Genomic DNA, 18426 nt, shown 5'->3' with positions numbered 1-18426 from the left:
CCCATTGTTCGCAGCGGTTAGTAATCTTTCTTATAATTTGCAGAGACGTTTTGCGCGCCATTGGGCTTTAGCGTCGATTCTACCGTCACTTTGTCATTCACCTCATAGGTGACCGTGATTTCCGTCCCGGCCTGGCCCGCCGACTGGCGCGCGGCGACGTAGATGTCGTCGGAGATGTATTTGCCGACTTCCACCGCCGCCCGGCCCGTATCCGGATCAACGCCCAGTGACAGGGCGTCGAGCCCGATGCTGGAGCGCAGGGTATTGGAGAACCCGCCACTGCCGCCACCGCCAACGCCACTCAGTTGTGCCACGGCGCTGGCGATCTGCAGGCTTTCAACGGCAGAGAGCTGGGTTGGCTCCTTGCCGAACAGGATCAGTGACATCACGTCTTCGTCCGGCAGGGGCGGATTGGACGACAGGCCGATCTTGGGATCGTCTGCCGTGCCGGAGACGGACAGAATGGCCGTGACATCTGTCGTCTCATATTCGGCCCTGAGGTCAAGACGGGGGATCAGCGCGGAATCGCGCGTAAAGGCGATGCGGCCTTCGGTAATGTCGAACTCACGGCCGGCAAATTTGAACGTGCCCTCGCGGGAGGTCACAGTGCCTGTGATTTCGGGTGCCGCCGTCGTGCCGCCAATGTCGAGATTGGTGGCCCATTCACTCGTCAGGCCACGGCCGCGAATAAAGATCTGGTTGTTGCCGCGGATCTGGAGATCAAGCGCGATGGCGGGCGCGGACTTCTCCTCCACATCCAGTTCGGGCACTTCGGGCTGGGGCCCGTCCACGCGCCGGACATTAACCGGCGTATAGCTCTTTGTGCCGTTGCCTTCGACAGAAGGGATCTGAGCATCCAGCTTGACAATATTGATCCGGCCCGCGAGCAGAAGCTCTTCGAGCGTGCCTTTGAGGGCGAGATTGGCCTGGGTGACGAGTGTCAGCTCCGGCGAGGTAATCAGCTCGGCATTGTTGAGGTCAAGCTTGGCGTCCACATTGGTGGCCTCGGGCGTCATCGTGGCGCCGCCGCTCAGTCGGATGGCGTCAGGCTTGGTCCCGGCGCCAGCAGACGTGATGGTCCAAGTCGCTTCACCCGAGCCGTTGCCGTACTGCATGTCCACGTCACCGGTAATGGCGGACAGGGTCACGCCAACACTGTCATCCTCAACACGGCCGTTCCGCAGGCGGATCGTCCCGTTGGCGAGGGGCGCAGTGGGTTTACCCTTCACATCAATATCGGCGGACAGATCGCCCGACGCATAGATCGTCAGGTCAGGCACAAAGGCAAAAAACACTTCAAGCGGACCATCGACATTCACTTTGGCGGCAAAGCCGTCCTCAGGCATCTCAACGCCAAGCGTCCCGCCTTTCCGTGTCAGGACGAGGGGGTAGGTGACATCGGCTGTGGCCAGGGCGCCCTTGCCTTCAGGGTTCAGATTGGCGCGCAGATTGACGGTCTCACCGGTCCACTGCCCGTCGGCGACAAGGTCGAAGCTTTCCTCGTCCTCGGTCGTCGCCTTGGCATAGATACGGAAGGTTGCCGGTGTCGCTTCGCGGCTGTCCACATGCAGTTCAATAGAGGCGGGGACAGAGAAGTTCGGGATGGCCAGCTTGCTGGCGGTGACGTCGGCGACCCACAGGTCCGAGCCGTAGCGAATATCGGCGGCCACCGTACCATCGCCGAGCCAGTCCAGCCTGATGTCCTCAGCCCGGATTGTGTCACCGATGACGATATCCGCTGGATTGACCAGGCTGATGCGCGTTTCCTCTGTGTCGGCATCAATCGCGACCTGCATCTGGTTCAGATGCACAACCTTGCTGTCATCGCTGATGCTGACATAACCGTCGCTGCGCACAGCCGCGAGATACACACCCGGTACGTCGGCCTCATCCACCACAATGTCATAGGTAATCCGGTCAAAGCCGCCATTGGCGGTGATGCGCGCGGTCTTGATGGTGTTGTCGTTGAAGGACAGTCCATCGGCCGTCACGGTCGCCTGTACGGTCCTGGCGGTGCCGTCGATGGTGGCATCAATCAGCGCCGAGCCGCCAACCGTCTGGCCCGTGATGAGTTGAGTGCCATCATCAGCATTCAGCGTGGCCTTCGCCGTCGCTGAGCCGGTCGACGTGTCGTAGCGGCCATTGCCGGACAGGGTCAGGCCCTTGGTGGTGAAGGACAGCGCGGGTACGACAATCGCGCTTTGTTCAGCCTGCAGACGGACATTGCCTTTATAGCTGTTGTCGGTGGCGGCGAGGGAGAGCGACCCGGCGGGCCGCATGGGCAGGCCAGTCATTTGAGCCTCGAGCCGGCCACCCGCAAAGCTTTCCTCACCCATCTGGCCGTTGGGCAGGTCCGCCGTGACGTTGGCGGACAGGTCGTCGGTCGTGCCTTTGACGGCGAAGCGCGCGGACACCGTACCGCTAAACTGGGCCGCCGTGGTCAGCTGGTTGAGCAGCGCAGGCGCACCTTTGAGCGTGCCGGAAACGTCGACGGCACCGGTTTCGACGGCATACTGACCATCGCCGGTCACGACGAGCGTGTCGTTGCTGCCCAGCCGCGCGTCCAGCTTGCGGAAGGTGATCAGCATGTCGTCCGAGACGACAAGAGAGGTCGTGGCGCTGCCGCCTTCCTGCAGCGTATCGGTCAGGGGGCCAGCTTCGAAGGGAATTGTCCGGGCCACGAGGTCCACATCACCGCGGAGGAGCGGGGCGCCGCCGGCATAGCCGTTCTGAACGATTGCCGTGGCAATCGGGGTCTGGAGCCGCATATCGAACGCTGTACCGGTCTCGCCCTCTGGCGCGAACGTACCGGTCAGGGCGACATCGCCTGCCGCCAGTTCAGCGCCGTAATCGGCGAGAAATTCGTCCGTCAGCGAACCGGCGATATCGACAGAGCCCGCTTTCCAGCTGGTCGTGTCAACGACCACGTCGCCGTTCAGATAGCCGAACCGGCCCGCCAGATTGCCAATATCAACGGACAGTTCATCGCCGTTGCGATTGGCCGTCGCGCGAAGATCGACCGCGTCACCGGTAATGCCCAGCACCGACTCTGGCAGCTTGCTGCCGGGCAGGACACGCAAGTTCAGTACCGCCCTTTCGAGGGTTTCGAGATTGCCGGAGACCTCGCCGCCGACCGCGCCATAAGCGCCAAACTCACCTTCCAGCATGCCTTCCCAGCGGGCCAGCTTGCCGTCGCCCTCAAGGGTCATCCAGATCGCGCCATCGGCCTGCGCAAGTCGGGAGATAAGACCCGTCGGCTGGCTCATTAGCTGCAGGTCGAGGGTCAGGGACTTGCCGTTGAGCAGGACTTTGACATCGGCAAGATCGGAGCCCGACATGGCATCCAGTTTCAGGTTCACGTCGATCCGGCGCCCCTGCATTGTGGCGTCACCGTCAAGGTCCAGGGCGTAACGCTCGCCGAATACAGGCTCAGCCACGACAAAATTGTCGATGGTCAGATTGCCGACGCGCAGATTGGGCAGGGACAGGCCATCGGATGGCGGCTTTTCTTCCTTGGGCGGCTGTTCTGGAAATTCCGGCACCGGGCGCAGGAGCGACGCATCAGTGATCGTGATGTCGTCGACATTGATTCGCCCTCTGATCGCCGAAAGGGGGTGCCATTTCAGGCGGGCCTGGCCCAGGCTGGCCCATGGACCATCGTCGTTCGACAGCACCACGTCGGTCAGGATCAGCTCCCCCGGCAGGGCCCCGCGCGGGGTATCATATGTGATCTGGCTGCCCAGCTGGGACTGCACCACATCTTCGATGATGGGCCGCGTAAAGCGGTCGATCAGCGCCTGACCCGGCCCTGTCTTGGGAAGAATGAAGACGATGGCCAGCAGCAGCAGAATGAGGGCCAGCAGCACGAGCCCGGCGATCTTGAGAAATTTTTTCATCAGAACGGCTGCCCCAATGCGATGTAGACGTGGATGGGGTCATCCCGAAACGCCGTGGTGAGTGCCGGTGAGCCGTCCTCATTGAATTCTGGCATGCCGTCCTCACCGGTGCGCTGCACGCGGATGGGATCACGCGGCGTCAGCGGTGTTGCGATGTCGAGCCGGAGCGGACCGATCGGCGTGAAGTAGCGGACGCCAAGGCCCGCACCGATCAGAAAGTCGCCGGAGAAGTCCGGGGTTTCGCTGGCATAGACACTGCCCGCATCGACGAAGGCGGCGATCTGAATGTTCTCGCGCACGAGCGCCCGCGCCTCGACATTGATCTCCGACAGGGACGCCCCGCCAAGCGGTGCCCCCTTGTCGTCAAGCGGTCCGACCTCCTGATACCCGTAGCCGCGGACCGAGCCGCCGCCACCTGCATAGAACCGCTCCGTCGCCGGAATGTCTGTACGACTGGCCCCGTAGCTGGCGCCCAGGGTCGCGCGTCCGGCAAGCATGAACTTGTCGCGCGGACCAAAACCGATCCGGCTGGCGCCGCCGATCTGCACCTTGTTGAACTGCACATCGCCAAAAAACGGGGTGACGAGCAGACGCGCCCGATAGCCGGATGTCGGGTTGAGCGGATCGTTCTCGTTATTGTAGATCGCGGAAAGCGGCAATGACGCAGACGAGAATGTCGATTTGGTCCCGTCATTGTCGAGAATGTCAGAGTACTGATATTGGATGCCAGCTGACAGTTCGAGGTCGCGATTCCAGCGATATTGCGTGATCCCGAAGCCCAGCGTCGATGTCTTGGCCGAGAAGGCGTCCGTGTCCTCATTCTCGAGCAGCAGGGAGGTGTTCCAGTTGCCGGGCAGGAGGGGCAATGGCTTGGTGAAGGTCAGCTCGGCCCCCTGTTTGGGTCCGGCAAAATCGAGCTCCGCATAGAGCCGTTCGCCCTTGCCCAGCAGGTTGCGGTGTTCCCAGAACACGTTCGCGCCGACCCCGACATCGGTGCCGAAGGAGAGGCCGGTGCCCACCGTGCGATGCTTGCGCTCCTGCACAGTGACGATCAGGTCGGTGATCCCGTCGGCCAGGGGCGGGGCCGGTTCAATCGTGATTTCCGAGAACAGGCCGGTCTCGGCGATGAGTGTCCGATATTCATCGACATCCTCACGCTGGTAAATATCACCGCGCTTGAACGGCCGCAGCTTGGAGACATATGTCGCGGCGACCCTCTCCGTGCCCGCAACACGGATGTCGCCGAAATAGGAAAGAGGTCCGGTCCGCACGGGGAAAACGGCGACAGCTTCGCCGGTCTCGAACTTCGCGTCGACATGACGACCCAGGGACTCTGCGGCCGGGAAACCATTGTTCCAGAGATATTGAAGCAGACGCTGTTCGATGGATTCGAGTGCATCGCCGGTGGGGACCTGGCGCGGCCGGATATCGGCAGCGTTCAGGGTCTGGGGCCGGTCGGCGCTGATCTCGTCCTCGTAGCGGATCTGATAGTCGGTGATCTTGAACAGCGGACCGCGGTCGACCGTGAATGTGACGATGACGTTCAGTTCTTCGCGCGAGACATCCGGCGAGACGGTCGCGGCGTAATATCCCTTGGACAGGAGCGCCTGCATGATGAGGCCGGCATCGGCTTCCGCCTGCCGCCGGATCGGCGCTAGCGAGGAAAAACCGTCGGGTTTCTGCGCTAGACCGGAGACGGCGCGCATCTCCTTGCGCAGGTCGCCATCGGACAGTCCCTCGATCCGTGTCTCAAGCTTGAGATCACGGGCTGCCGCCGCCTGAGGCAGGGCCGCGGTCACAAGAGCAACCGCAAACGACAGGAAGAAATACCGCACGAACTCGAACATAGGGTCCCATAACAGATGGCCCACCCCACGCTTCATGACAAAGCGGGCAGATGGTCCTTGACGGGCACACCGATCCCGCAGAAGCACCATTCCGTTATGGCCGAAACTCTCAAAGAAAAGATTATTAACCGTGCTGCCGCGGTTGATGATGCTCTCACCTCGATCCTGTCCGTACCGCTGGATGACCCGGCGCTGATCCGGCTGCAGGAGGCATCGCGCCACGGCGCGCTGGGCGGCGGCAAACGCCTGCGCCCGTTCCTCGTCATAGAAGGGGCGATCCTCACCGGCGCGAGCATGGAGGCGGCCATGCCCGCTGCCTGCGCCATCGAGATGGTCCACAGTTACAGCCTTGTCCATGACGATCTGCCGGCCATGGATGACGCGGATCTGCGGCGCGGACAGCCTTCTGTGCACAAGGCGTATGATGAGGCGATTGCGGTGCTGGTCGGCGATGCGCTGCTCACCGATGCCTTCACGGTTCTGACCGATGGCGCCTATGCGCCGGAAACGGCCACCACGCTGGTACAGGTCCTGTCGCGGGCCGCTGGCTCCGCGGGCATGGTCGGCGGTCAGATGATGGACCTCTATCCGGTCGGCCTCGACGAGGATGAGATCATCGGCATTCAGCGGCGCAAGACAGGGGCGCTGATCGTCGCTGCTGCTGAAATGGGCGGCATTGTCGGTGGCGCCGATCCGGCAGCCCGACAGGCCCTGAAAGACTATGCTGCGGCAATCGGTCTTGCATTCCAGATCGTCGATGACATTCTCGATGTGACCCAGGACGCGGCCACCCTGGGCAAGCCGGCAGGCGCCGACGAGGCCGCGGGCAAGGCAACCTTCGTGTCTCTGCTCGGGCTTGAGGGCGCGCGGGCGCGGGTTGCGGATCTGACCGTCGCGGCCAAGACGGCACTGGCGCCTTTTGGTGATCGCGCGGAGGTGCTGGCCGCCCTGGCCGAGGATCTCTCCGCTCGGACGGCCTGATCGCCTCGCAGAAGCGCTTGAAAACGCGAATGCTTCTGCGTTTCAGTGCGACCAATAAGCTTTGACCTGCAGGGGCGGGCGGCTTACTTCATCGTCATGCACGGCAGTTTCAACACCACCCGCCATGGCACTTCCCGCTGGCCGCAGATCGCCACCACACTGTCCGTGGGCGTCGCTGCCACCTTGGCGGTGATCAAGGGAATTGTGTGGATCGAAAGCGGTTCGGTCGCCATTCTGGGGTCGCTGGCGGATAGCCTTCTTGATCTTGTGGCCAGCGTCATCGCCTTTTTCGGGGTGCGGATGGCGGCGCAGCCCCCCGACCACAATCACCGGTTCGGTCACGGGAAAGCGGAAGCCATCTCCAGCTTGGTGCAGCTTGTCCTGCTGACGGGCGTGGCGGTGTTTGTCTTTATCGAAGCGGTCCAAGCGGTAATGAACCCTGAGCCGATCCAGCAGGCCGGTGCGGCGAAGGCTGTCATGATCGTCTCTATCGTGCTGACGGCGATTCTCGTATCGGTGCAGACCTACGCCGTTCGGCAGTCGGCCTCGATGGCGACCGAGAGTGATCGTGCGCACTATGTAGGCGACTTCCTCGGCAATGCAGGGATCCTGCTGGCTGTCATCCTCAGCGCCAACTTCGGCATTCTGTGGGCGGATGGTGCGGCCGGTCTCGCCGCTGCGCTCTTCCTTGGTTACTCGGTGATCGACATTGGCCGCCGGGCCCTGCCGCAATTGATGGATGAAGAACTGGACGCGGATGAACGACAGCGCATTCAGGAAATCGTTCAGGGCGACCCCGATGTGCAGGGCGCGCACGCCCTTCGGACGCGCCAAGCGGGCAATGTGCGGTACATCCAGATGCATGTTGAGCTTGATCCCGATCTCAGCCTGCGGGTGGCGCACAAGATCAGTGATCGCCTGGAAGCAAAGCTGCTGATGGCGTTCCCCGGTGCCGATGTCATCCTGCACGCTGACCCGCACGGGCATGTGGAACCGCATGATGTCTATGGGCAGCGCCTGACCGTCACGCCCGCGGCCAGCGCAGGCTGATCAGCGGCGCGGGTGGGCCGCAGCGTGTGCCTGCAGCAGGCGCTCAGTTTCAACATCCGTATAGCGCTGGGTCGACGCCAGGGAGGCGTGGCCCATCAATTCCTGAATGGCGCGCAGATCAGCACCGGCGCTCAACAGATGCGTAGCGAAGGCGTGGCGCAGGGCATGGGGCGTTGCGGTGTCGTCGAGCCCCAGCGCGGGCCGTAACTGGCGCATGGTCTTCTGGGCGACGCCTGCGGATAATCGGCCGCCGCGCGCACCGACAAAGAGCGGTGCATCCGGTCCGTCGTTCAGCTGGAGGGGGCTGTCATCCAGTGCGGTCAGATAGGCCTGGAGCGTATCGGTGACCGCCGGGAGGAGTGGCACGTCGCGGGTCTTGCCGCCCTTGCCGAGGACCCGCAGTGGCTGACCCGGCGGGGGCACGTCGTCGCGATCCAGATCAAGGGCTTCAGCAATCCGCAATCCAGCGCCATAGAGAAGACAGAAAAGCGCCTGGTCCCGCGCCTGCTGCCAAGGAGCAGCGCGCTCAATACGTGCCGCGCCGGAGGACAGCTTGCCAGCGGCCACGGCCGGGACGGGTCGGGGCAGGCGTTTTGGCAGTTTGGGGGATTTGAGCGCGCTCAGCGGTGCCATGGAGACACCGGCTTCGCGCCAGAGATAGCGATAGAAGGTCCGAAGCGCCGAGAGGTCGAGCCGGACCGTGGCGATGCCCACGCCATCCTTGCGCCGATGGGCCAGGAACGCCCGGAAATCCGCGGTCTTCAGCTGGCCCAGGGTCTGCAGGGTCGGTCGGGCATCGGTATGCGCTTTCAGAAAGGCGCTGAATTCATCGAGCGTATGCTGATAATTCCGGACGGTATGGGGGCTGAGGCGCCGCTCATCGATCAGGGTGCGCATGAAACGCTGGCGCCAGCTGTCGAGATGGTGGGCGTCGTCCGTCACTACCGCTTTTTCTTGTTCTCTTTTTCGTCCTTGTCGCCGCCGCCGGGCAGGACCGCCCCAGCCACCTTGCCGGTCGTCTTGACCGTCCCAATCGTCACATTGGCGGCCCCTTCGACCACGTCACCGGTCAGGCGCGCGGCGCTGACGGCGACGCAGCCGGGCAGCACGAACAGGCTGGCCAGAAGAGAGATGAGGATCAGTTTCGGCTTCACGACAGAGGCTCCAGCCCACCATACGGGGCAGGGTTCTAGTCTTTGGGGTGCAGCTGCAACCTGTCAATGCGCTGCTTGATGAATGCCCGATCTTTCTTGAAGGTCTGGATCGCCTCATCGACCTTGGCGAAGGCATCATCCAGCGATCGGAGCGTTGTCGCGACCTCACGATGCGAGGCAAATGCGCCATTGGGCGGCGCCACGTTCAGGCCGATTTCGCCGGGATTGGCGATAAAGGGGGCAATGAAATACTGTCCGCCGGTTTTGAGCGCGACGCGGATCGGCTCGCCCGGCGCGGTCAGCAATCCTTTGACAGGATCGGGCATGTCCGCCAGTAGACGGTCATACTGGTCACGCAGATCATCGAAGTCTTCGGCCATTAGCGCGCGCAGACCAAGGTCCGGCTCGGCCGACGCGGCAATGGAGGTTTCCGCCATTTTGCCCAGTTGCGCACGCAGATCGCTCAGCGTGCTGACAACAACAGACAGGGTTTCAATCGCCTCGACCATGCCATCAAGGCACGGATCGGTGCCTTTGACATTATCCCGGGGTGCCTGACGCAGGGCACGGGCGATCGAGCTCGGTTCAACTTTAGTGTCTGTTGAGGATCTGGATCCTCGGCTTGCGAAAACCATGCAATGCTTCCCTGTAGCAAACCACCCGTACCCGGATGCTGTGTTTGCACAGGCGCGCTAATCAGCCGTTAACGCGCGCGGCCGGGGCGGGACTCGGCAATCCATGCACCAAGGGCGCACCCGGCGATCAGGAAAGCCCACAGCCAGGCAGGAAAAAGCGGTTTGATTCTAAGGGCTTCCACGTCTTTTATATCGCGCCGGATGAGGCCTGCCATGGTCTGGCTGGCGGTCACCCGACCCGCTGACACGCGCCGCAGATCAGGCAAGCGCGCCGCCGGGGAGCGCATCAGAAAGACGCCGCCGCCGGTGGCGCTGGACACCGGCTCGAGCACCTCCGTCGTGGTTTCCACAGCGTCCAGCTCACGCACCGGCTCATCGCCTGAAGTGGCCAAGGCGTAGAGTGTCGTGCCATCGGCAGAGGCCGTCGAGAGACGGTACAGACCGGGCACAGGCGCAGGCAGACTGGCGGTGAACCGGCCGGGGCCGGTGGGCAGCAGGCCGATGGTCTGGACCTCCCCCTCGGGATCTTCGATCGTTACGGGCAGGACGGAATCGGCCAGCGTCCGGCGGGTGACTGACAGCTGGCCATCTGCGGAGACAGCGCCGCTCAGATGTTCTTCCTCAAGCTCTGGCTCCTGCATCAGCCAATGAACCAGTCGGCGCAGCATCTCCTGATGGGGTCCGCCGCCGTCAAAACCGCGCGCCCAGAGCCAGACGTGATCGGACATGAGGACGGCAATGCGTCCCTGCTGTACCCGGTCGACCACGAGCAGGGGCTCACCGCCCGGTGCTTCGAGCAGCACCTCGCCACCGCGGGCAAAGCCGGGAATATAGCGCAGCCAGCGGCCCCATTCTGCCGGGGCTTCAAGATCCGATGTGATGGGATGACGCTCACCCAGCGTCGACCGCGCGGGCACGAATTCACCCTCGCGGGCCTGACCGGCCGGCAGGATCGGGAGAATGTAGGCAAGGTTCGGACGGCTCGCGAGGCTCGTCCGCTCGGTCATCTCCGGACCGGCGGCGATCAGCACCGCGCCGCCCCGCTCCACATACCGGGCGATTTCCTCAAACTCATAGGACTGCAGGACGCCGCGATAGGTATAGCGGTCGAAGATCACAACATCGAAAGAGGACAGCTTTTCAAGGAAAAGCTCCTCATGCGGAAATTCGATTAGGTTGAGGTCTTCGCGCCGCGCGGTCACAGCCTTCTCGGCAGGCTTGAGGATCGTGAAGTGCACAAGGTCGACCGCCGGGTCGCTCTTCAGAATATTCCGCCAGACCCGCTCACCAGCATGGGGCTCGCCGGACACGAGCAGGACACGCAGCCGGTCGCGGACGGCGGTCAGGGCCGCGACACCGCGATTGTTCAGGCGCGTCAGTTCACCGGGTGCCGGGTCCACATCCAGTTCGACGATGGTTTCACCAGGCTCCCGAAGGCCCACGGACAATGTGATAGGCTCGCCGATCGGCACGTTGGGCGTCGAGTAGACCTCGCCGTTCACCAGCAGCGTGGCGGGCAGTTCCCCGCTTTCGTTGAGAGACGTGACGCGCAGCGTCAACTCCACGGTCTCGCCCACCACGCCAAAGCGGGGGGCGCGGACGACCTCGACCCGCCGGTCGATTTCAGTGTCGGGATTGCCGGTAATAAAACTGTGCAACGGAACGTCCAGCCCATCCGATATACGGCTAAGGTCGCCTTGGATCTGGCCGTCGGTGACCGCAAAGACGGCCGACAGACGACGACGCGGGACGTCGGCCAGATGGGTCGACAGGGCATCATCGAGGTCCGTGGACAGCCGGTCACCGAAGCGTTCACGGCGGACATCGAGCCCCTGATTTTCAAGTGTCTGCACAAGCCGGTCAGTGACATCGGTGACGATGGCGCGCCGGTCACCAAAGGTCGTGCTGCGGCTCATGTCCTCCATGACGACGGCGATATCCGGCAGGACATCGCCCTCGGTCTGGCGCTGCTCGGGGCCGGACAGGAACAGGCCGATCAGCGCAATCGTCAGCAGGCGCAACAGCGCGCCCGCTACCGAATGCCGGATACGAAGCAGCGCGGCGATGACAGCAATGGCCAGCATCGCAGCCAGAAGATAGCCAGGCAGGAGCGGGTTGAAGACGATGGTGGTGCTCATGGGCCGGTCCCCAACTGGTCGAGGAGTTCCTGCACGTGCACCTGATCCGCCTTGTAGTTTCCGGTCAGCGCCACCATCGCCATGTTGATACCGGTCCTGAGCGCCATCTCGCGCTGATAGATGCCGCCGGCGCCGGAGGGACGAAGCGGCGTGCCATTGGCATCGACCGCCCAGGCCGACGCCCAGTCACGCCCGCCGATAACAAGGGAGGGCACACCGTCAGTACTCTCCCGCAGGGCCGTGACAGCTTCGACCCAGACCGGCCCGCCCGTATTGCGTCCCACAAGATCATCGAGGCGATAGAAGGATTTGGTCAGGATGTGATCGTCGGGCAGGGGCTCCAGCGGCGGAATATTCATGCGCAGCAGAATACGGCGGAGATTGTCGCCTGCGGGGCTGGTATCGGCGGCGGTCTGGCGTTCGCCATCCATCGTGTCGATCAGAAGAAGGCCGCCGCCCGCCATGAAGGCTTCAAGCCGTGAGAGGGCATCGTCCGAGGGCGCGCGGGTGGACGCCGTTACCGGCCAGTAGATGAGCGGGTACACGGACAGATCATCGCGCTCGATATCGACGCCGACCGGATCATCAGGTTCAAGGGCCGTGCGGCGGGTCGCCTCCTGGGAAATGCCAACGAGGCCTGCGCGGGAGATGCGGTCGACCTCAAGATTCCCCGTCAGCACAAAGGCAAGGCGGACATCCACCGTGGCTTCAATCGCCTTGGGATCAAGATCCGGGCGCAGCGAAAGGTCCTGTGCCCGGGCATCGTGCGGCAGCACGGTGACGGCGATCAGGCCCACAAGACCGGCGGCCACGGCGCTGCCTGCGCGGCCATCCTGCCAGCGCCGCCAGAAGAGCGCGATGCCGTCCAGCGCGAGAAGGACAAGCGCGAGGGTCATCAGGAGCGGCACCAGATCGCGTGCGCGTTCACTGTCGGGGCCGCGAATGATGAAAGTCGGCGGGATGATCGCTGCTGACATCCGGTCGAGGGTCGGACTCTCGCTGGTATAGGTGTTGACTGCATAGAGACCCTCATCATTGCCATAGAGGCCGGGCGGCAGGGTGCCGGTCGCCATCTCCTGCGCTGTGGCCATGCGAGCCCCGGCTGGTGGGTCCGTGTACTGCCCAAATCCGTTGAGCAGCCTGTAAGGGGCAACCGGACGGACAAGCTGCGTCGGCGCGGCGCCCGAGGCGAGGCGGGACAGACGCTCAAGCATTTGCGGGAAGAGACCCGACAGGGGCAGATCGGACCATGTGGGCGTAGAGGTCACATGGAACAGCACCAGGGTACCGCGACCATCGGGGCGGGCCGTGACGAGCGGCGTGCCATCGGCGAGACTGGCCCAGACCACTGAGCCCGGCTCGTTGCCGGCGCGGGTGAGCACCTGGCGCCGTACGGGCACGGGGTCGGCGATCGTCAGGTCCCCAAATGGACCGTCCACTGCAAAATCGCTGATCTCCTGGGGCTCAGCCCAGCTTAGGGCCCCGCCAAACGACCGCTCCGTATCGCGCAACACCACGGGATAGGTCGGCGCGCGGGTACTGGCCCCGGCACTGATGGCGTTGGCCGTATTGGGCCCGGCAAAGCGGACGAGGATGCCGCCGTCCTGTACCCATTGGGACAGCGTGGCCTCGTCGCTGGCGCGCAGTGTACCCACATCGTCGAGAATGATGAGACCCGTGTCGGCGGTGGCCAGCTGGGTGATCGTGCCGTCGGTGATGACGGCATGGGGGGCCAATGCTTCGGTAATGTAGAAGCCGCCATCGAGAAGGGAGCTCATCCGTTCCGTGACGATGCCCGCCCTGATACGCCGTGCGCCACCATCCACCAGCCATGTGGCCCCGGCACTCTGCACCCCGGCGATACTGATCCTTGCGATCTCGTTCCGCAGGGTCAGCGGCAGTTCTATCGGCACATCGACGGTGGCCTGATCGGCCCCCAGATCAAAAGGCACCTCGGACAGCGTGCGGCCATCGCGGCTGGTGGCCACCAACATTGTCGATACGGCGCCATTTCCGATGCGCTGCACCGTGGCGGTCAGGGCCGGGCCAGACGGCTCAAGCGCAGTGATCGCCATCGGGAGCTCGGACGGGATGCGGTAAAGCGTTGTGGAGCGCGACCGGGACATGGTGCGCAGGAAGCTGCGGTCAGCATTGCGGCGGCCGATTGTACCGTCATTGAGCCAGAAGACATCGGTCTGGGCCTGATCGAGATCCTCGATCAGATCGAGCGCCCGGGCCCGGTCCGGTAACAGGGCTTTGGGCAGGAGCCCGCCAATATATTCTGCCGCTTCGTGCAGGGGCATCGGATCGCTCAGCTCCGGCTCCCCGGCCGTGGTCAGGATGCGGGTCGGCCGGTTGGCTGCCGCAGGCTGCAGGGCAAGCGCTTCAATGGCGTTCTGGCGTTCACGCCAATAGGGCGCTGCCGGCCAGCTGTCATCGACAACAATGAGAAGTGGTCCATCGCCAATGGCGTCGTCGGCTGCATTCAGAACGGGGCCGGACAGGCCGAGGATGACGAAAGCCACGGCCAGCAATCGCAGCAGCAGGAGCCACCATGGTGTGCGGGCGGGCGTGTCCTTCTCGTTCTGAACATTTTCAAGAAAGATATGACCGCCAAAGACTTTCCGTACCGGGACGGGCGGTGTCGCGCGGAGCAACCACCAGATCACCGGCAGGGCAAGAAGCCCCAGCAGGACAAAGGGGGCGGCGAAGGTCAGCCCGGTCATGCGCGCTCTCCTGCAACAGCCTGATGCAGGGCGCCGAGGGTGGTCGTGGCCGGGTGAGCGGTGACGTGGCTGAGGCGCGCAAAGCCGTAGCGGCGGCAGGCATCGGCGAAAGTGCCGCGATGGGCCTCGCGTGCCTGCTGATAGGCTGACCGAATGGAGGCGGCATCACCGAACAGGCGACCGGTTCCCGTCTGGCCCGGCTTCTGAAACAGGGTCCGGCCGGTAAAGGGAAAGGTCTCTTCGCTGTCATCAGCGATTTCGACGAAATGAGAAGGGACGCCGGTGGCCGCGATAGCGCCAATGGATGCGACCAGATCGTTCGTCTTCTCATAGAAGTCACTGAAATAGATCGTCTGCGTCGTACCGCGCGGGGGTAGCGGGGGCAGTGTGTTGGTCGCAGACGACCGGAGCAGGTATTCGGCGATGTCGGTGACTGCCCGCTGACCGCCGCGCGCCGGTGTCATGGGATCGAGCAGGGCGACTTTTTCCCCGGCCCGGATCAGGAGGAGGGCGGTGGCCGTCGCCAGCGTCATGGCGCGCCACGCCTTGGTCGGCGCATTGCCAGAGCGATAATTCATGGACGGCGCAGGACTGACCCACAATCTGATGGTGGCAGCGGTTTCCCATTCGGTTTCGCGCACATAGAGCCGGTTGGGCGAGCGCGCAGACTGCCGCCAGTCGATCATCGAGGCGGAATCCTCGGTCGCGTAATCTCGATACTGCCAGAATGTCTCTCCCGTGCCTGACCGGCGTCGGCCGTGCGAACCCGCCTGCAGGCTGGCAGCCAGGCTTTGCGCATCGGCGAGCAGCGCCGGCAGGGCCCGCGCCAGATCGGCACTGTCATGTTCGAGAGAAAGGAGGTCCGCCATCAATACTGTCTCAGGGGCCGGGTCAGACCATCTGCTCCAGCAGGCCGGCAATGACGCTGTCGGTGGTCATGCCATCAGCACGCGCAGCAAAGGTCAGTGCCATGCGGTGGCGCAGAACGGATGGTGCCAGCGCGATCAGATCAGCCCGTCCCGGCGCAGTGCGGCCATCGAGGAATGCCCGTGCACGGACGGTCAGACTGAGCGCCTGTGATGCCCGCGGCCCAGGCCCCCACAACAGATTGTCGGCAGCAACACCGCCGGGTCGGGCGGTGTTCACGAGGGCCAGAATGTTGTCGACGAGCCCATCACCCATGGGCATGGCGCGGACGATCCGTTGCGCCGCCATCACATCGTCAGCACTCAGCACGGTTGTTGGCGTCTGTTCGTGATTGCCGGTGGTGGCGGCCAGCATGCGCCGTTCGCTGTCGAGATCGGGGTAGTCGATATTGGTCTGCAGCAGGAAACGGTCGAGCTGGGCTTCGGGCAGGGGATAGGTGCCCTCCTGCTCGATCGGGTTCTGGGTGGCGAGCACATGGAACGGCGCCGGCAGGGGGCGGCGTTCGCCCGCGACCGTGACCTGGCGCTCCTGCATGGCCTCAAGCAGCGCACTCTGGGTCCGCGGACTTGCGCGGTTGATCTCGTCAGCCATGAGAAGCTGGCAGAAGACCGGGCCTTCGATGAACCGGAAAGCGCGTTTGCCGTCGCCCGTCTCTTCAAGAATTTCTGTGCCCAGAATATCGGTCGGCATCAGATCGGGTGTGAACTGCACCCGCTTGCCTGACAGGCCCAAAATCTGGCTCATGGCGGTGACGAGGCGCGTCTTGGCAAGACCTGGTGCCCCAACGAGAAGATTGTGCCCGCCTGCAAGAATGGTGGCGAGCACCTCGGCAACGACCGCCTCCTGGCCGAACACCACCTCATTCAGCTGATCCTGCGCCTGGCGGAAAAGGCCTGAAAGCCGGTCAAAGTCCTGCAAATTCGGGGTATCGCTCACGGTTTTGTCCACGCCGGTCCTGTCCATTCAAGTTGCCTGTCCCTCAGGGGCGTATGGCATGACGCCATTCGGGACAAATGGACAATCGGCAACATGTGAAAACTTGGCGAATGGTCACAGCCTATTGAGTATTTACCGATAAACGTGATGTGTTAAACGTGAGTCCAGCGTTGGAGGGTATTTCGAATGGAACATGAGCGCAGCCGGATGACCGTTTGGTCGTTCCTCAAAGGACTTTTCAAGGTCGTCATCGGCTTTTCCCTGTTGGTACAGTCGCTTCTGTTCCTCTTTATCCTCATCCTCGTCGCCGGTGTGCTGGGCAGTGTTTCCAGCTCCCTGTCAGGCAAAAACCCTGAGGGCCCTTCGATCACCGTGCCCGATGGCGGCGCTCTGGTGCTCAATCCTGAAGGCGTGCTGGTCGAACTGGCCCCGCCACAGGATCCGTTCGAATCGATCATCAATGAAGCCTTTGGCGGCTCTTCTGATGCGCAGATTTCGGTCCATGAGCTGGTCCGGGTGATTCGTGCCGCCGAAGAGGACAAGCGGATCCAGGCCATGGTGCTGGACCTGCAGGGCCTCTACATTCCGAGCATCTCGGCGTCGAAAGCCTATTATCTGGCCGACGCCGTTCAGTCCTTCCGGGACAGCGGCAAACGCGTGATCGCGGTGGGCGACGGCTACAGCCAAGAGCAGTATATCATCGCCTCCAAGGCGGACACGATCCTGATGCATGATTTCGGTTCGCTGATGATCGACGGCTATGGCAGCTATCGCCAGTTCTACAAATCCGCCCTCGACAAGCTGGAAGTGACCGCCAACGTGTTCCGCGTCGGCACCTTCAAATCCGCCATCGAACCCTACATTCGCGATGACATGTCCGAGCCCGCCAAGGAAGCCAACCGCGCCTTTCTCGGCTCGCTGTGGGAAGATTACACAACGGCGATCGACACAAATCGTGGCCTGACGGCCGGGTCGACCGAACGGCTCGTGAACAACGCCCCGGCGCAGGTTCGCCAGGCCGGCGGCAGCATCGCCCAGATGGCGCTCGATAATGGTCTGGTCGACAAGCTGATGGATCGCGGTGCGCAGATCGATTTCATCGCGGGCATCGTTGGCCGTGATGCTGACGACCAGGCGGGCTTCCGCGGCATTGGTTACCGGTCTTACCGTCTGGCCATGCAGGGCCCGCATGATCGCGATAAAATCGGCAATATCGCTGTGGTCACGGTCGCTGGCGCGATTGTTGACGGCGAGGAGCAGTTCGGTGCCGCCGGCGGCGACTTTATTGCCAGCCAGCTGCGCGATGCCCGTACACGGGATGACGTGAAAGCCGTCGTTCTGCGCGTCGACAGCCCCGGTGGGTCGGCCTTTGCGTCCGAGATCATCCGCGACGAGCTTCTGAAAGTGAAGGAAGCCGGCAAGCCGGTTGTCGTCTCCATGGGCTCTCTGGCTGCGTCCGGCGGGTACTGGATCTCCGCCAGCGCCGATGAGATCTGGGCGTCACCGTCCACGGTCACAGGCTCTATCGGCGTGTTCGGGTTTATTCCGACCTTCGAGAAAACACTCGAGAAGGTGGGCGTCTACACCGATGGCGTCGGCACGACGCCGCTCGCCCCGATCACCTCCGTCGGTCCAGCCGCTGTGCCGGAAGCCTATGCCGAGATTATCCAGGCCAATGTGGAAGACATCTACAAGCACTTCCTGCAAATCGTGGCTGAAGGTCGCGGCATGACAACGGTCGGGGTCGATGAAATCGGCCAGGGCCGGGTGTGGATTGGCGAAACGGCCAGCCAGATCGGTCTCGTGGACAAGCTTGGTGACATTGACGACGCCATCGCGTCGGCAGCGGCCCGGGCGAGCCTCGAAGATTACGACGTGGTCGGCCTGACGCGCGAGAAGACCCGCTTCGAGACCCTGCTTGAGCAGCTCGCCCAGGCGGAAACTGACGCTTCCGCCGGTCAGGCCAGCTTGGCGGACGAGATCTTCGCCGGGGAAACCCAGCGTCGTCTGGACGCGGCACGGATCGTCAAAGCCGTGAAGGATGAGGCCGATTTCTTTGCCAGCTTCAATGATCCTTCCTCGATCTATGTCCGGTGCATGGAGTGCCCCGGCCAGTAAGGGCGCTTGACGTCACGC

Annotated in this window: 12 protein-coding genes; 3 read left to right on the top strand and 9 right to left on the bottom strand. The window is 63.2% G+C overall.

Going from position 1 to position 18426, the window contains the following annotated elements; all coding sequences use genetic code 11:
• Positions 1-17: 17 nt before the first annotated feature.
• On the bottom strand, positions 18-3896 hold the full coding sequence (locus RUI03_RS07720) for a translocation/assembly module TamB domain-containing protein (protein ID WP_317286880.1): 3879 nt from the start codon (positions 3894-3896) through the stop codon (positions 18-20).
• Positions 3896-5743, bottom strand: coding sequence for an autotransporter assembly complex protein TamA (locus tag RUI03_RS07715; RefSeq protein WP_317286879.1), 1848 nt, complete (start codon positions 5741-5743; stop codon positions 3896-3898). The genes RUI03_RS07720 and RUI03_RS07715 overlap by 1 nt, the downstream gene beginning before the upstream one ends.
• Positions 5744-5839: 96 nt before the next feature.
• Here RUI03_RS07715 and RUI03_RS07710 point away from each other — a divergent pair, with 96 nt between their 5' ends.
• Positions 5840-6724, top strand: coding sequence for a farnesyl diphosphate synthase (locus RUI03_RS07710; protein ID WP_317286878.1), 885 nt, complete (start codon positions 5840-5842; stop codon positions 6722-6724).
• A gap of 96 nt (positions 6725-6820) precedes the next feature.
• The gene (locus RUI03_RS07705; RefSeq protein ID WP_317286877.1) at positions 6821-7774 is read left to right on the top strand and encodes a cation diffusion facilitator family transporter; all 954 of its coding nucleotides are present in this window, start codon (positions 6821-6823) and stop codon (positions 7772-7774) included.
• Here RUI03_RS07705 and RUI03_RS07700 read toward each other — a convergent pair whose 3' ends face one another.
• From RUI03_RS07700 to RUI03_RS07670, 7 genes are all read right to left on the bottom strand, one after another.
• Positions 7775-8716: a tyrosine recombinase XerC gene (locus RUI03_RS07700; protein ID WP_317286876.1), complete on the bottom strand. Its 942-nt coding sequence runs from the start codon at positions 8714-8716 to the stop codon at positions 7775-7777.
• Positions 8716-8928 carry a hypothetical protein gene (locus RUI03_RS07695; protein ID WP_317286875.1) on the bottom strand — a complete coding sequence of 71 codons (213 nt, stop codon included), beginning with the start codon at positions 8926-8928 and terminating at the stop codon, positions 8716-8718. The genes RUI03_RS07700 and RUI03_RS07695 overlap by 1 nt, the downstream gene beginning before the upstream one ends.
• Before the next feature lie 35 nt (positions 8929-8963).
• Entirely contained in the window at positions 8964-9563 is a 600-nt protein-coding gene (locus tag RUI03_RS07690) for a hypothetical protein (protein ID WP_317286874.1), read from the bottom strand.
• A 68-nt stretch (positions 9564-9631) separates the two neighbouring features.
• Positions 9632-11701 carry a hypothetical protein gene (locus RUI03_RS07685; RefSeq protein ID WP_317286873.1) on the bottom strand — a complete coding sequence of 690 codons (2070 nt, stop codon included), beginning with the start codon at positions 11699-11701 and terminating at the stop codon, positions 9632-9634.
• Positions 11698-14427 carry a DUF4159 domain-containing protein gene (locus RUI03_RS07680; RefSeq protein ID WP_317286872.1) on the bottom strand — a complete coding sequence of 910 codons (2730 nt, stop codon included), beginning with the start codon at positions 14425-14427 and terminating at the stop codon, positions 11698-11700. Before RUI03_RS07680 ends, RUI03_RS07685 begins: the two co-directional genes overlap by 4 nt.
• Complete coding sequence (locus tag RUI03_RS07675) at positions 14424-15296, bottom strand: DUF58 domain-containing protein (protein ID WP_317286871.1); 873 nt, start codon at positions 15294-15296, stop codon at positions 14424-14426. Before RUI03_RS07675 ends, RUI03_RS07680 begins: the two co-directional genes overlap by 4 nt.
• 22 nt (positions 15297-15318) lie before the next feature.
• A complete protein-coding gene (locus RUI03_RS07670) occupies positions 15319-16317 on the bottom strand; it encodes an AAA family ATPase (RefSeq protein WP_410795859.1) in 999 nt (332 codons plus the stop codon).
• A 159-nt stretch (positions 16318-16476) separates the two neighbouring features.
• Between RUI03_RS07670 and sppA the strand changes: the two genes are divergently transcribed.
• Positions 16477-18408, top strand: coding sequence for a signal peptide peptidase SppA (sppA, locus tag RUI03_RS07665; protein WP_317286869.1), 1932 nt, complete (start codon positions 16477-16479; stop codon positions 18406-18408).
• The last annotated feature ends 18 nt before the right edge of the window (positions 18409-18426 follow it).

The organism is Parvularcula sp. LCG005 (genome assembly GCF_032930845.1).
Lineage (GTDB): Bacteria > Pseudomonadota > Alphaproteobacteria > Caulobacterales > Parvularculaceae > Parvularcula.
The sequence above is the reverse complement of the archived record's forward strand: the minus strand, read 5'-3'. Positions and strand labels throughout refer to the sequence as shown.

Excerpts from the sequence above, each read along its gene's own strand:
- RUI03_RS07680 (WP_317286872.1), bottom strand. The coding sequence starts at position 14,427 with ATGACCGGGCTGACCTTCGCCGCCCCCTTTGTCCTGCTGGGGCTTCTT.
- RUI03_RS07720 (WP_317286880.1), bottom strand. The coding sequence starts at position 3,896 with ATGAAAAAATTTCTCAAGATCGCCGGGCTCGTGCTGCTGGCCCTCATT.
- sppA (WP_317286869.1), top strand. The coding sequence starts at position 16,477 with ATGGAACATGAGCGCAGCCGGATGACCGTTTGGTCGTTCCTCAAAGGA.
- RUI03_RS07675 (WP_317286871.1), bottom strand. The coding sequence starts at position 15,296 with ATGGCGGACCTCCTTTCTCTCGAACATGACAGTGCCGATCTGGCGCGG.
- RUI03_RS07690 (WP_317286874.1), bottom strand. The coding sequence starts at position 9,563 with ATGGTTTTCGCAAGCCGAGGATCCAGATCCTCAACAGACACTAAAGTT.
- RUI03_RS07705 (WP_317286877.1), top strand. The coding sequence starts at position 6,821 with ATGCACGGCAGTTTCAACACCACCCGCCATGGCACTTCCCGCTGGCCG.
- RUI03_RS07710 (WP_317286878.1), top strand. The coding sequence starts at position 5,840 with ATGGCCGAAACTCTCAAAGAAAAGATTATTAACCGTGCTGCCGCGGTT.
- RUI03_RS07670 (WP_410795859.1), bottom strand. The coding sequence starts at position 16,317 with ATGGACAGGACCGGCGTGGACAAAACCGTGAGCGATACCCCGAATTTG.
- RUI03_RS07715 (WP_317286879.1), bottom strand. The coding sequence starts at position 5,743 with ATGTTCGAGTTCGTGCGGTATTTCTTCCTGTCGTTTGCGGTTGCTCTT.
- RUI03_RS07685 (WP_317286873.1), bottom strand. The coding sequence starts at position 11,701 with ATGAGCACCACCATCGTCTTCAACCCGCTCCTGCCTGGCTATCTTCTG.